The sequence below is a fragment of the Acinetobacter sp. LMB-5 genome (assembly GCF_001541635.1).
Taxonomy (GTDB): Bacteria; Pseudomonadota; Gammaproteobacteria; order Pseudomonadales; family Moraxellaceae; genus Acinetobacter; species Acinetobacter pittii.
The window spans coordinates 45,056-58,099 of sequence record NZ_LRDR01000002.1; the positions used below are offsets into that span (position 1 = coordinate 45,056).

Sequence of the window (13,044 nt, forward strand, 5' to 3'; positions counted from 1 at the left end):
CTCCTTACCAGCTTGCCTTAACAACGCCTGGCACATCACCCTGCATTACTGTGTCACGTAATTTGTTACGGCTTAAACCGAACTTACGGAAGTAACCATGAGGACGACCAGTTAAACCACAACGGTTACGAAGACGTACCGGAGATGCATTACGTGGCAATGCTTGTAACTTTAACATCGCTTCGAAACGCTCTTCTTCACTTGCATTTACGTTTGCAATCGTAGCTTTTAATTCAGCACGTTTTGCAGCGTATTTAGCAACTGTTTTTTCGCGTTTCAATTCGCGATTAATCATACCTTTCTTAGCCATATCGACCTCTTATTTGAACGGGAAGCCGAATGCACGCATAAGCGCACGGCCTTCGTCATCGGTGCGAGCAGTCGTAGTAATAGTAATATCCATACCACGAATACGATCAATCTTATCGAAATCGATTTCAGGGAAAACGATTTGCTCTTTCAAACCCATTGAGTAGTTACCACGACCATCAAATGATTTCGAAGAGAAACCACGGAAGTCACGGATACGAGGGATTGCGATCGAGATCAAACGGTCCAAGAATTCGTACATTTGGTCGCCACGTAAAGTAACTTTACAACCAATCGGCCAACCATCACGGATTTTGAAACCAGCGATAGATTTACGAGCAAGTGTAATTACTGGTTTTTGACCAGCAATTAATTGCATGTCGACTACAGCGCCATCTAATAATTTCTTATCAGTTGCAGCTGCGCCTACACCCATGTTTAGGGTAATTTTTGTGATGCGTGGAATTTCCATCACGTTCTTAATGCTAAGTTCTTCTTGTAACTTCGCTTTAAGTTCTTCGTTGTAACGTGCTTTAAGTCTGGCCATTGCCTTTTCAACCTATTACTTCGCTACCGCCACTGATTCACCATTTGATTTATAAACGCGAGTTTTCACGCCATCAATCACTTGGTAACCAACACGGTCAGCCTTCTGGGTTGTAGCATTTAAAATTGCCACGTTTGAAATATGAAGCGAAGCTTCTTGAGTAACGATACCGCCTTCAGCGCCAGTTACACGATTCGGCTTTTGATGCTTCTTCACTAAGTTAAGGCCTTCAACCTTAACGCGGTCTTCAGAAACAGACAATACAGTACCCTGTTTGCCTTTTTCTTTACCTGCGATCACGATAACTTGATCGCCTTTTTTAATCTTAGCCATGATTGCCTCTTATAGAACTTCAGGAGCCAATGAAATGATTTTCATGAACTGTTCAGTACGAAGTTCACGAGTCACTGGTCCGAAGATACGAGTAGCAATCGGAGCTTTGTTGTTGTTCAGGATAACTGCAGCATTATCATCAAAACGGATCACAGAACCATCTGGACGACGAATGCCGAATTTAGTACGAACTACAACCGCATTCATCACGTCACCTTTTTTAACACGTGCGCGTGGGATTGCTTCTTTTACAGTAACTTTAATAATGTCGCCAACAGAAGCATAACGACGATGTGAACCACCAAGTACTTTAATACATTGTACGCGGCGAGCACCACTGTTGTCTGCTACGTCGAGCATAGTTTCGGTTTGAATCATTGCCCTACTCCAAAACCGAGCATCACCGGTCACAATTTCGAAAGGCTCAAAGAGTACTCGAAATTGACCGATGATGCAACAAGAACGTCGAATTACTCAGCAGCTGCTTCAACTACTTCCACTAAAGTCCAAGCTTTAGTTTTAGAAATTGGGCGGCTTTCTTTAATGGTCACAACATCGCCAAGTTTAGCAACATTGTTCTCATCATGAGCGTGTAACTTAGTTGAACGGCGAATTGATTTGCCATACAACGGGTGTTGAACGCGGCGTTCGATAAGAACAACAATAGACTTGTCCATTTTGTCGCTTACTACTTTGCCGGTTAACGTGCGGACTGTTTTTTCACTCATTGTCCGTTCCCCTGTTTTTCGGTAAGGAGTGTCTTAATACGAGCAATTGTCTTACGAGCAACTTGCACTTCATGCGATTTACCCAACTGACCAGTTGCTTTCGCCATACGAAGACGGAATTGATTAAGCTGTTGCTCATCAAGCAAAGCTTTCAACTCTTCTACCGATTTTTCACGTAGATCTTTAGTTTTCATTACATTACCGTCCGAGTCACGATAGTGGTTTTAAACGGAAGTTTAGCAGCAGCTAAAGCAAATGCTTCACGCGCTAATTCTTCGTTCACACCTTCAATTTCGTACAGGATCTTACCTGGTTGGATCTGGCAAACCCAGTACTCCACGCTACCCTTACCTTTACCCATACGCACTTCAAGAGGCTTTTGAGTAATTGGTTTATCCGGGAATACGCGAATAAAGATTTTACCACCACGCTTAATACGGCGGCTAATAGTACGACGTGCAGCTTCAATCTGACGAGCAGTCATACGACCACGTTCAGTTGCTTTGATTGCAATCGAACCAAATGATACTGTACTACCACGATGCGCTAGACCAGTATTACGGCCTTTGTGCACCTTACGGAATTTGGTACGTTTAGGTTGCAACATGGATTATTCTCCCTTGTCAGCAGCACGGTCACCGCGACGACCACGACGCTCTTGACCTTCACCACGACCACGACCACGTTTAGCTGGACGATCTTCAGCAGGAGCAGGGTTCATGACTTGTTTCATGCCACCTAAAATCTCGCCACGGAAAATCCAAACTTTAACACCAATCGTACCGTAAGTTGTTTCTGCACGCATAGTTGCATAGTCAATGTCTGCACGTAGCGTATGTAAAGGTACACGACCTTCACGATACCATTCTGTACGAGCAATCTCTGCACCACCTAAACGGCCAGACACTTCAACTTTGATACCTTTAGCACCAGCACGCATAGTGTTTTGAACCGCACGCTTCATAGCACGACGGAACATTACACGCTTTTCTAATTGAGAAGCGATTGCTTCAGCAACTAAACGCGCATCTAAGTCTGGGCGATCAATTTCGTTGATACTTACTTGCGCTGGAACACCCATAATGCTGGTAAGTTCGCGCTGTAATTTCTCAATATCTTCGCCTTTTTTACCGATTACGATACCAGGACGAGCTGTGCTAATAGTTACTTTAGCAGCGCCTGATGGACGTTCGATAAGAATGTTGCTTACCATCGCATTCTTAAGTTTTTTAGTTAAAAACTCACGAACTTGAAGATCTTTAAGCAAGTATTCAGCGTATTGTTTCGGATTCGCATACCAGTTAGCGTTATGACGTTTCACAACACCTAGGCGGATACCGATTGGATGAACCTTCTGACCCATATCAAACCCCTACCTTAACGGTGATGTGACAAGTACGCTTAGTAATACGATCTGCACGGCCTTTAGCACGTGGCATAATACGTTTAAGGCTCATGCCTTCGTCAACGTAAATCGTAGATACTTTAAGATCGTCAACATCTAAACTGTTATTGTGTTCAGCGTTTGCAATCGCAGATTCCAATGCTTTTTTTACCAAAACAGCAGCTTTTTTATTGCTGAAGTTTAAGATATTTAAAGCATGCGCAACAGATTTGCCGCGAATAAGATCTGCAACCAAACGTGCTTTCTGTGCCGAGATAGCGGCACCGCGTAATTTAGCAGTTACTTCCATCATGACACCTATTAACGTTTAGATTTCTTGTCAACACCGTGACCACGATAGGTACGAGTTGGCGCGAATTCACCGAGTTTATGACCAACCATATGCTCAGTAACAATTACTGGAACGTGGTTACGACCATTATGAACAGAAATTGTTAAACCAACAAAATCTGGAAGGATCATCGAACGACGAGACCAAGTTTTAATCGGCTTGCGAGAGTTACTAGCAACAGCCGCTTCAACCTTAGCGAACAAGTGCGCATCGACGAATGGGCCTTTTTTCAGAGAACGAGGCATTAGTCAGATTCCTTTACTTGACGCGACGGTCGCGAATAATCATCTTAGTCGTACGCTTATTGGTACGTGTCTTGTACCCTTTAGCTTTTTGACCCCATGGGCTTACAGGTTGAATACCTTTGTTACGCCCTTCACCACCACCGTGCGGGTGATCAATCGGGTTCATCGCCATACCACGTACGGTAGGACGAACACCACGCCAGCGCGAAGCACCAGCTTTACCCAATGAACGAAGGTTGTTTTCTTGGTTAGAAACTTCACCAATTACAGCGCGGCATTCAACATGTACTTTACGCATTTCGCCTGAACGAAGACGAATAATTGCGTAAGAACCATCACGACCCAACAACTGAACAGAAGCACCAGCAGAACGCGCTAATTGCGCACCCTTACCAATTTTAAGTTCAACGTTATGAAGTGTAGAACCGATCGGCATATTACGAAGTGGCAAGCAGTTACCTGGACGAATTGGAGCATCGTTACCAGATTGTACTTTATCGCCAGCACGTAAGCCTTTAGGTGCGATGATATAACGACGCTCACCATCAGCATATTTCAACAAAGCAATATGTGCTGTACGGTTTGGATCGTATTCAATACGCTCTACAACAGCTGGGATGCTGTCTTTGTTACGTTTGAAGTCAACGATACGGTAGTGTTGTTTATGACCACCACCAACGTGACGAGTAGTAATGTGACCGTTGTTATTACGACCACCAGTACGTTTTTTAGCTTCAACCAACGGTGCGTAAGGAGCGCCTTTGTGAAGATGGTCATGAACCACTTTCTCTACAAAGCGACGTCCTGGAGACGTTGGCTTACATTTTTGAATCGGCATAATTTTCGTCCTTATTCCGCTGCGCTTTCAGCGGTATCGCCCAAGTCAGCCATTTCAACATCTTGGCCAGCTTTCAGGGTGACGTATGCTTTTTTAACATCAGAACGGCGTCCCAATGTACGACCAAAGCGCTTAGTCTTACCTTTAGTAATAGTTGTGTTAACTTTAACAACTTCTACACCAAAAAGTTTTTCAACTGCTTTTTTGATTTCAAGTTTAGTAGCATTGATGTCTACTTTAAATACTTGAACACCAACAGTATCACCTAATACTTGTGCCTTTTCTGAGAAGACTGGTCCTTTTAGGACTTGATAGATACGTTCGTTGTTCATCCGAGTTCTACCTCAATTTTCTTAGCAGCAGCTACAGACATCACAACTTTATCAAACGCGATCAAGCTTACAGGATCGATTGCAGTTGCATCTACCACATCTACATGCGGAAGGTTGCGTGCTGCAAGATATAAGTTCTCATCTACAGCGTCAGTAACGATTAATGCACGAGCAGCATTTAAGTCGTTAAGCTTTGCAAGCAATTCTTTAGTTTTTGGAGCTGCAACTGCAAACTCTTCAACTAATACAAGACGATCTTGGCGAACAAGTTCAGCTAAGATACATTGCATTGCACCGCGGTACATCTTACGGTTTACTTTTTGAGACCAATCTTGTGGACGAGCAGCAAAAGTTTTACCACCGCCAACCCAGATAGGGCTACGAATAGAACCCGCACGAGCACGACCAGTACCTTTTTGACGGAATGGCTTTTTACCACCGCCAGAAACGTCTGCACGTGATTTCTGAGCACGAGTACCTTGACGACCACCTGCTAAGTAAGCAGTAACAACTTGGTGTACAAGAGCTTCGTTAAATTCACGTCCGAAAGCAACTTCAGACAATTCAACAGCAGAGCCGGAAACAGTTTTCAAATTCACGGTATTTCCCCTCAGGCCTTGATGGTAGGACGTACAATCACGTCACCGCCAGTTGCACCAGGAATTGCACCTTTAACAACTAAAACAGAACGTTCAGCGTCAATAGATACGATTTCAAGACCTTGTACTGTTACGCGTTCGTCACCTAAGTGACCAGCCATTTTCTTGCCTTTGAACACGCGTCCAGGAGTCTGGTTTTGACCTGTAGAACCTAATACACGGTGAGAAACTGAGTTACCGTGAGTAGCGTCTTGAGTACGGAAGTTCCAACGTTTAACACCACCTTGGAAACCTTTACCTTTTGATTGACCAGTTACGTCAACAATTTGACCAACTGCGAACAAATCAACGCCAATAGTACCGCCAACTTCACGGCCTTCAAGCTCAGCTTCAGTAACACGGAACTCTTTAACTAAACGACCAGCAGCAACACCAGCTTTCGCGAAGTGACCTTTCTGAGCGTTAGTTACGCGAGATTCGCGACGTTCACCAGTAGTTACTTGAACAGCTTGATAACCATCAGTTTCAAGTGTTTTGATTTGCGTAATGCGGTTTGGATCGACTTCGATGACTGTAACAGGTACAGAAACACCTGCATCTGTAAAGATGCGAGTCATACCACATTTGCGACCGACTAAACCAATAGCCATGTGCATAAACCTCTAAAAAAGCGGCCTAATTAACTTAGAAGTTAATCAACCGAAAGCCTTAACCCAAAGCGATCTGAACATCAACACCAGCCGCAAGATCTAATTTCATCAATGCATCAACAGTTTTATCTGTAGGTTGAACGATGTCGATCAAACGTTTATAGGTGCGGATTTCGTACTGGTCACGCGCATCTTTGTTAACGTGCGGTGAAGTAAGAACGTTGAAGCGTTCGATGCGAGTAGGCATCGGAATTGGACCACAGACTTGTGCGCCAGTACGCTTAGCGGTTTCTACGATCTCTTGAGCAGATTGATCAATCAGACGATGATCAAAAGACTTCAAACGGATACGAATTCTCTGGTTAGACATACCAGTAAACTCCAAGCCAAACATATAAAGAATCACCCTTGACGCATCTCACCCATTGGTAAGTGTCAAAGGCAGTGAAAATCACTAAGGTCATGATCGATGCCACGACTGTAATGCACATTTACTACTTTCTTCGCAGTAAATGCCCCTCCTTTTGAGGGTCGCCCATTATAACGATTGTTTAAGTCTTATGCAATTCTCTTTTTCTATTTTTTGTTCAAAACGTGCTTTAACCTAGCATTCATAATTCATCTAGGCATTTATGACAAACTCAATCGCTTTATTTAAGAGTTGATTACCTTGTTCAAATTTTTGTGCTTCTGAATATTGTAGTTCACTCACAGGCTGAACATATTCCCCATTAAAAATAGATAGCTCTTCTTCATTTTCAAGCAACAGTTCTAACGTTGCTGGTGTCATTTCTGGATGAAATTGAAAACCGAGCACATTTTTTCCAATTTGATACATCTGATTACGACAAGCTATATTCTCGGCTAAGTGTATAGCACCTTTGGGTATTTCAAATGTCTCGCTATGCCACTGCATCACCTTTATCTTTTCAGGTAAAGGAAAGCTGTCTTGAGGTAAATTTGCTACTCTTTGAACTGTCGACCAGCCAAGTTCCTGATAGCGGTTTCGACTAACTGCCGCCCCAAGTGCATTAGCAATTAGCTGCCCACCCAAACAGAGGCCTATTGCAGGCTTTCCAGCTGCTAAGTAACGACGCAACCATCTTTTCTCTATCTTAAGCCATGGATAATTCGCCTCATCATTTACACTCATGGTGCCACCCATGACTAATAATAAGTCAACCTCATCAATTTGTGGTAAAGCTTCTATTTCAAGTGACCGATCAACCGGAAGTGCAAAAAACTCCGTAGAACTAATAGTCGCGTGGTGAGCTTTTAAAAATGAATAACAACTCCCAAAACCCTCACCCGCGATATGTTGAAAATAATGAACTCTTAAATGCGACTTCATGCGCTTAAACCTATTGTTGTTAGAATGTTGTAGTGGTCTTTGCAAAAATAAAGCCAAGTTTTTGTTTTATAGGTCTACTGTAACGAAACGTCTTACAAAACTTTATAAATCTAGCGAAGAATTTAAATTTCTCTTAATCTAACTTTATCATTTAAAACATAACGCACTATGAAAAAGCATAACGATTTCCAGACTCGACTCATTCATGCCCCAAGAAAGGCTCCGCAATTCATTGAAACAGTGCAACCTCCCTTATTTCGCGCATCAACTATTATTTTCAAATCAACTTCGCACCTTTTTGATCGTCACTGGACTGATAAGTATGACTATAGCTATGGAACACATGGCACCCCTACCACATTCACCTTAGGCGACAATATTGCGCAAATTGAAGGTGGCTTGCATTGTTTACTTGCACCGAGTGGCCTATCCGCAATTAATATTGTGAACTCAGCATTTTTAAGCACTAATGACGAAGTATGGGTTCCAGACAATATTTACGGTCCAAATCTAGAACATTTAACTTATCTACAAAGTCAATATGGCATTATTGTTAAAGTATATAACCCCATTGACGCTGCAAGTTTTCAACCCACCGAAAGAAGTAAACTATTATGGTTAGAAGCTGCAGGTTCAGTTACTTTAGAATTCCCTGATCTTAAAAATCTAGTCAAAAAAGCTAAAAAAAATGGTGTATTGACTGCTCTAGATAACACCTGGGGAGCGGGGCTTGCGTTTAATGCTTTCAATTTTTCTGATGAACATCTATCTGTTGATTTAACCGTTCACGCACTAACCAAATATCCAAGTGGTGGTGGTGACATTTTAATGGGTAGCATTGTAACTCGTGATGAGAAACTTCATCACCGCTTATTCCGTACGCATGCTATTTTGGGCATCGCAATCTCTGGAGATGATGCAGCTCAAGTTCAACGCAGCCTTGCTCATATGTCTTTACGCTATGAACAACAGTCAGCTAATGCTCACAATCTACTTAAATGGCTAAAGAACCAGCCTCAATTTGCACAAGTTCTACACCCAAGTGATGAATCCTCACCAGGCCATCAATATTGGCAAGAAATCTGCATAGACGGTCAAAGTGCTGGCTTAGTGAGTGTTATTTTTAAATCTGAATATGACATTACAGCAGTACGTCGTTTCTGCGATGCATTAGAGTTATTTAAGCTCGGCTTTAGCTGGGGTGGACCCGTTAGCCTGACTATGCTTTATGATTTAAAAATGATGAGAAAACTTGAGAATACACATTTACAACAAGGATTATTGGTTCGATTCTGTATAGGACTAGAAGATCCGCAAGATTTGATACAAGATATCGAAAATGCACTGAAAAAACTGTAAAACGACAAGATTATAGTGACTCAAACCATAGGATAAAAATATATGGGTACACCGATTGTTATTGCTAAAAATATTAAGGACACATCAAAAGAAATTGTTTTACTTCCCCAGTTTGCTAACCGTCATGGACTTATTGCAGGCGCCACAGGTACAGGTAAAACAGTTACGTTAAAAGTTCTAGCAGAGAGTTTCTCTCGAATCGGTGTGCCGGTATTTCTTGCCGATGCTAAAGGCGATGTTTCGAGTCTTGCAAAAGCTGGTGAAGCTTCGGATAAATTTAATGAACGCTTAAAACTTTTACAAATTGATAGTGTTCCATTCTCAGCGAATCCAGTTGTTTTTTGGGATTTATTTGGTCAGCAAGGCCATCCTATCCGAACCACCATTTCTGAAATTGGGCCAATTTTATTAGCACGCATACTAAACTTAAATGATACCCAAGAAGGTGTTCTATCTGCTGTATTCCGTATTGCAGATGACCAAGGTTTACTTTTAGTCGATTTTAAAGACTTAAAAGCCATGATCACTTTTGTGAGTGAACATGCAGCTGAATTTAAAGCTGAATATGGCAATTTATCTCCAGCAAGCCTAGGCGCTATTCAGCGCAATTTATTAGCACTTGCCGACCAAGGTGGAGAACAGTTCTTTGGGGAACCAGCTTTAAATATTCTGGATTTTATCCAAACCGATGCAAACGGACACGGTTATATCAATATTCTTGCTGCTGACAAGCTCATGAATACACCTAAGTTATATGCCACTTTCCTCTTATGGATGCTTTCAGAGTTATTTGAACAGCTACCAGAAGTGGGGGATATGGATAAGCCTAAACTCGTGTTTTTCTTTGATGAAGCTCACTTGTTATTTGATAATGCCAGCCAAGCTCTACAAGACAAAATTGAACAAGTGGTACGTTTAATCCGCTCCAAAGGGGTGGGTATCTACTTTATTACTCAAAACCCACTCGATTTACCCGAAAGCGTTCTTGGTCAACTTGGTAATCGCGTTCAACATGCATTACGTGCATTCACCCCTAAAGATCAAAAAGCTGTAAAAACCGCAGCAGACACTTTCCGTGCTAATCCCGAGTTTAAAGTTGATGAAGCTATTACCCAACTTGGTGTTGGTGAGGCACTCATTAGCTGTCTAGATGAGCAAGGTACACCACAGATTGTAGAACGTGGTTGGGTTATGCCTCCGTACTCTGCATTTACACCGATCACTCCAGAAGAGCGTCAGACTTTAATCTCGCAAAGTATTATTGCTGGGGTTTATGAACAAGCTGTAGATCGTGATAGTGCCTATGAAATGCTACAGAATAAAGTTGCTGAACGCGAACAACAGCAGCAAGACGCCGAACTTGCAAAACAACAAGCTAAAGAACAAGAAACTTTAGCAAAACAGCAAGCTAAAGAGCAGGAACGTTTGGCACGTGAGCAATTAAAAGAGGAAGAAAGGGCAGCCCGTGAACGAGCTAAACTCACACAAGACATTGTGGGAACTTTTGCCAAAAGTGCTGCACGCAGTTTAGGAGGAAGTACCGGCCAAAAACTCATAAGGGGCTTGCTCGGCTCTTTATTTGGTAAATAAAAATATTAAAAAAATTGCTTTAATTTTAGGGGATTTTATATCCCCTAATTTTTTTATGGTTTTTTATAAAAAAGTTATTGCCATTAATTTTTTAAAGATGTATTTTAAATACATCTTATATAGCCAGATAAATAAGGTCTAGCCATGACTCCACAACAAATTGAACTTGTTAAATCTACTGTACCGGTTTTACGTGAACACGGCGTTACGCTGACTACATACTTTTATAAACGCATGCTTAATAACAATCCCGAATTAAAAAATGTTTTTAATTTAGATGACCAAACCAGCTTACGTCAGCCACGTGCTCTTGCAGCTGCTGTACTTGCTTATGCAGAAAATATTGAGAACCCTACCGTGCTCGCTAAAGCGGTAGAACGCATCACCACTAAACACGTGAGCTTAGATATTCAACCAGACCAATATGCAATTGTTGGGGACAACTTGCTTCATTCAATTAGTGAAGTACTCAACGTGCCATTCGAATCAGAGCTTATTGAAGCGTGGAAACAAGCATACTTACAGTTGGCTGATATCTTGATTGGTGTTGAAAAACAAAAATATGAACAACTTGAAAGCTTAAAAGGTGGATGGGCTGGCTGGCGTTCATTTGAAATTACTCAAATTGATCCTTTGGAATCTGGCAAACGCTTCACTTTAAAAGCAACTGACCATGAAGACGTACTGACTAGCCCAGCAAATGCCTTTATTTCAGTTAAAGTACAAGTTCCCGAGCAACAACTTGAACAACCGAAAGCTTTTAAATTTACTGAAGCTCAAGAAGATAACTCGTATCACTTTGAAGTGCAGCCTGAAGAAAATCATACTGAGTTTTCAGTTGCTAATATTCTACTTGAGCATTATAGAGTTGGTGATCAAGTACAGGTTTCAGCCCCTTTAACGCTGTAATGTAAAAACCTCTTGCCTGAAAGTTTTCTTATTTAGACTTTCAGGCTAAGATGATCATCCTTTTAATCTCTTCCATTTTTGGTGATCATGCAGCTTAATAAATTTACCGATTATGCATTACGACTCTTAATGTATGTTGCACGCCCAAGTGATGCACCCTACACGATTGCAGAAATCGCGAAAGATTTGCATGTTTCACAAAACCATCTAGTTAAAGTTGTTCACTTCATGGGCAAGCAGGAATGGATTATTACCATTCGTGGAAAAGGCGGCGGAATTCGCTTAAATCCAGATGCACTTAACTCAAATTTAGGTTCAATCGTTCGAATATTACAGGGCGACAATCAAATCGTTGAATGTAATACACCACCTTGTGTATTACGCAGTCACTGTGGTTTAAAAGGTATTTTAGATCAGGCTTTAGAAAGCTTTTATCAAAGTCTAGACCAATACACACTCGGAGAAGTTTTGCAGCAATCAAAATCTGCTCCTGCCAACTCCCCTATTGCATTTTTACAAATCTAAGCTCTACTGATTTTGATAAGTCGACTTATTGAAAATTAGCAAGAATACCCAAGCTCCTTTATACTAGGCGCGAGCCCTCTCATTTAAAAAGTTATTTTTTATGCGTCGTAGTGAAAAATCGAAAGACACCAAAGCCAGACTCGCACCCAAGCAAAAGATCAGCTATGAAAAGAAACCAGATCCAGCGATCACGGCATATGCTGTGCAATCACTCAACTGGTTACGCCAAGCTGAGTTTCTAATGAGTGCACCTAAATTGGCACTTTGTGTTGAAGATAGTGGCTACGAGATCGCTTTTGCAGGACGCTCAAATGCCGGTAAGTCTAGTGCTATCAATGCATTAACCAATAAAAAACAGTTAGCGCGCGCCTCTAAAAAACCCGGCCGTACTCAGATGATTAACTTCTTTAGTTTAGGCAATCCTGATCAACGGTTAGTCGATCTTCCTGGCTATGGCTATGCAGCCGTACCTGAAGATATGAAACGAGTATGGCAAAAAGAATTAGAGAACTATTTAATCCATCGTAAAAGCTTACAAGGCTTAGTATTACTAATGGATATTCGCCATCCTCTACAGCATTTCGACATGATGATGCTAGAGTGGGCTTATTCACGTCATCTCTTTGTTCATATTCTCTTAACGAAAGCAGACAAACTTAATCGTGGCCCTGCAAACAAAGTACTATTAGAAGTTAAGCAACAACTGAAAAAAATGAAGCTTGATTTCTCGATTCAACTTTTCTCATCACTTAATAAATTAGGTTTAGAAGAGCTAGCAAGTGTTATGGCTGGACGCCTACATTTTACGCTTGATCAAGAGCCGGAATTTGACGTTGACGCGATCCCTGAAGCATCAGATGAGGATGCTGAAGAGTAAATCGTCAAAACAGATACAATTTCTTTATTAAATTTATTTTCAAATTGGCCCCTATTGCTAAACACAAATGTAGGGGCTTTTTTTATACTCGTTATAACTTCATCGAGTTAAAAATC

At 41.6% G+C, this 13,044-nt stretch carries 21 protein-coding genes and 1 pseudogene; 6 read left to right on the forward strand and 16 right to left on the reverse strand.

From position 1 onward, the window contains the following. Nucleotides 1-4: 4 nt before the first annotated feature. The 16 genes and pseudogenes from rpsN to AW165_RS03180 all read right to left on the reverse strand — a co-directional run bounded on the left by rpsN (nucleotide 5) and on the right by AW165_RS03180 (nucleotide 7,668). On the reverse strand, nucleotides 5-310 hold the full coding sequence (gene rpsN, locus AW165_RS03105) for a 30S ribosomal protein S14 (protein WP_002049689.1): 306 nt from the start codon (nucleotides 308-310) through the stop codon (nucleotides 5-7). Nucleotides 311-319: 9 nt separating this feature from the next. Next, a complete protein-coding gene (rplE, locus tag AW165_RS03110) occupies nucleotides 320-856 on the reverse strand; it encodes a 50S ribosomal protein L5 (protein WP_002116961.1) in 537 nt (178 codons plus the stop codon). A 15-nt stretch (nucleotides 857-871) separates the two neighbouring features. Beyond that, nucleotides 872-1,189 (reverse strand): 50S ribosomal protein L24, encoded by a 318-nt coding sequence (gene rplX, locus AW165_RS03115; protein ID WP_002116820.1) that lies wholly within the window; start codon nucleotides 1,187-1,189, stop codon nucleotides 872-874. Nucleotides 1,190-1,198: 9 nt separating this feature from the next. Next, nucleotides 1,199-1,567 (reverse strand): 50S ribosomal protein L14, encoded by a 369-nt coding sequence (gene rplN, locus AW165_RS03120; RefSeq protein ID WP_001982634.1) that lies wholly within the window; start codon nucleotides 1,565-1,567, stop codon nucleotides 1,199-1,201. 92 nt (nucleotides 1,568-1,659) lie between these two features. Beyond that, a complete protein-coding gene (gene rpsQ, locus AW165_RS03125) occupies nucleotides 1,660-1,917 on the reverse strand; it encodes a 30S ribosomal protein S17 (RefSeq protein WP_002116661.1) in 258 nt (85 codons plus the stop codon). Beyond that, nucleotides 1,914-2,111: a 50S ribosomal protein L29 gene (rpmC, locus tag AW165_RS03130; RefSeq protein ID WP_000849928.1), complete on the reverse strand. Its 198-nt coding sequence runs from the start codon at nucleotides 2,109-2,111 to the stop codon at nucleotides 1,914-1,916. Before rpmC ends, rpsQ begins: the two co-directional genes overlap by 4 nt. After that, nucleotides 2,111-2,524, reverse strand: a complete 414-nt coding sequence (rplP, locus tag AW165_RS03135; protein ID WP_002049688.1) for a 50S ribosomal protein L16 — start codon at nucleotides 2,522-2,524, stop codon at nucleotides 2,111-2,113. Before rplP ends, rpmC begins: the two co-directional genes overlap by 1 nt. Further along, nucleotides 2,464-3,280: pseudogene (rpsC, locus tag AW165_RS03140) on the reverse strand (30S ribosomal protein S3). The gene rplP and the pseudogene rpsC overlap by 61 nt, the downstream one beginning before the upstream one ends. A gap of 1 nt (nucleotide 3,281) precedes the next feature. Then, on the reverse strand, nucleotides 3,282-3,611 hold the full coding sequence (rplV, locus tag AW165_RS03145; protein WP_001982638.1) for a 50S ribosomal protein L22: 330 nt from the start codon (nucleotides 3,609-3,611) through the stop codon (nucleotides 3,282-3,284). Between the two features lie 11 nt (nucleotides 3,612-3,622). Continuing rightward, nucleotides 3,623-3,898 (reverse strand): 30S ribosomal protein S19, encoded by a 276-nt coding sequence (gene rpsS, locus AW165_RS03150; RefSeq protein WP_001138119.1) that lies wholly within the window; start codon nucleotides 3,896-3,898, stop codon nucleotides 3,623-3,625. A gap of 13 nt (nucleotides 3,899-3,911) precedes the next feature. Beyond that, on the reverse strand, nucleotides 3,912-4,736 hold the full coding sequence (rplB, locus tag AW165_RS03155) for a 50S ribosomal protein L2 (protein ID WP_002049686.1): 825 nt from the start codon (nucleotides 4,734-4,736) through the stop codon (nucleotides 3,912-3,914). Between the two features lie 11 nt (nucleotides 4,737-4,747). Continuing rightward, on the reverse strand, nucleotides 4,748-5,068 hold the full coding sequence (gene rplW / locus AW165_RS03160; RefSeq protein ID WP_002049693.1) for a 50S ribosomal protein L23: 321 nt from the start codon (nucleotides 5,066-5,068) through the stop codon (nucleotides 4,748-4,750). Beyond that, nucleotides 5,065-5,667, reverse strand: coding sequence for a 50S ribosomal protein L4 (rplD, locus tag AW165_RS03165; RefSeq protein ID WP_002049755.1), 603 nt, complete (start codon nucleotides 5,665-5,667; stop codon nucleotides 5,065-5,067). The genes rplW and rplD overlap by 4 nt, the downstream gene beginning before the upstream one ends. Before the next feature lie 11 nt (nucleotides 5,668-5,678). Next, a complete protein-coding gene (gene rplC, locus AW165_RS03170) occupies nucleotides 5,679-6,317 on the reverse strand; it encodes a 50S ribosomal protein L3 (protein WP_014207747.1) in 639 nt (212 codons plus the stop codon). A gap of 58 nt (nucleotides 6,318-6,375) precedes the next feature. Beyond that, entirely contained in the window at nucleotides 6,376-6,687 is a 312-nt protein-coding gene (rpsJ, locus tag AW165_RS03175; RefSeq protein WP_000070912.1) for a 30S ribosomal protein S10, read from the reverse strand. A 252-nt stretch (nucleotides 6,688-6,939) separates the two neighbouring features. Beyond that, on the reverse strand, nucleotides 6,940-7,668 hold the full coding sequence (locus AW165_RS03180) for a type 1 glutamine amidotransferase (RefSeq protein ID WP_002116949.1): 729 nt from the start codon (nucleotides 7,666-7,668) through the stop codon (nucleotides 6,940-6,942). A gap of 168 nt (nucleotides 7,669-7,836) precedes the next feature. On the opposite strand from AW165_RS03180, the gene AW165_RS03185 reads away from it, so the two are divergent. The 6 genes from AW165_RS03185 to yihA all read left to right on the forward strand — a co-directional run bounded on the left by AW165_RS03185 (nucleotide 7,837) and on the right by yihA (nucleotide 12,928). Continuing rightward, a complete protein-coding gene (locus AW165_RS03185) occupies nucleotides 7,837-9,027 on the forward strand; it encodes a PLP-dependent transferase (protein ID WP_060464938.1) in 1,191 nt (396 codons plus the stop codon). 42 nt (nucleotides 9,028-9,069) lie between these two features. Next, the gene (locus AW165_RS03190) at nucleotides 9,070-10,617 is read left to right on the forward strand and encodes a helicase HerA-like domain-containing protein (protein ID WP_060464939.1); all 1,548 of its coding nucleotides are present in this window, start codon (nucleotides 9,070-9,072) and stop codon (nucleotides 10,615-10,617) included. Then, entirely contained in the window at nucleotides 10,607-10,759 is a 153-nt protein-coding gene (locus tag AW165_RS19615) for a hypothetical protein (protein WP_014207750.1), read from the forward strand. The genes AW165_RS03190 and AW165_RS19615 overlap by 11 nt, the downstream gene beginning before the upstream one ends. Nucleotides 10,760-10,761: 2 nt before the next feature. Next, nucleotides 10,762-11,526, forward strand: a complete 765-nt coding sequence (locus tag AW165_RS03195; RefSeq protein ID WP_014207751.1) for a globin domain-containing protein — start codon at nucleotides 10,762-10,764, stop codon at nucleotides 11,524-11,526. Nucleotides 11,527-11,613: 87 nt separating this feature from the next. After that, nucleotides 11,614-12,051: an RrF2 family transcriptional regulator gene (locus tag AW165_RS03200; RefSeq protein WP_002116968.1), complete on the forward strand. Its 438-nt coding sequence runs from the start codon at nucleotides 11,614-11,616 to the stop codon at nucleotides 12,049-12,051. A gap of 100 nt (nucleotides 12,052-12,151) precedes the next feature. Then, the gene (yihA, locus tag AW165_RS03205) at nucleotides 12,152-12,928 is read left to right on the forward strand and encodes a ribosome biogenesis GTP-binding protein YihA/YsxC (protein ID WP_005067265.1); all 777 of its coding nucleotides are present in this window, start codon (nucleotides 12,152-12,154) and stop codon (nucleotides 12,926-12,928) included. Nucleotides 12,929-13,044 lie beyond the last annotated feature (116 nt).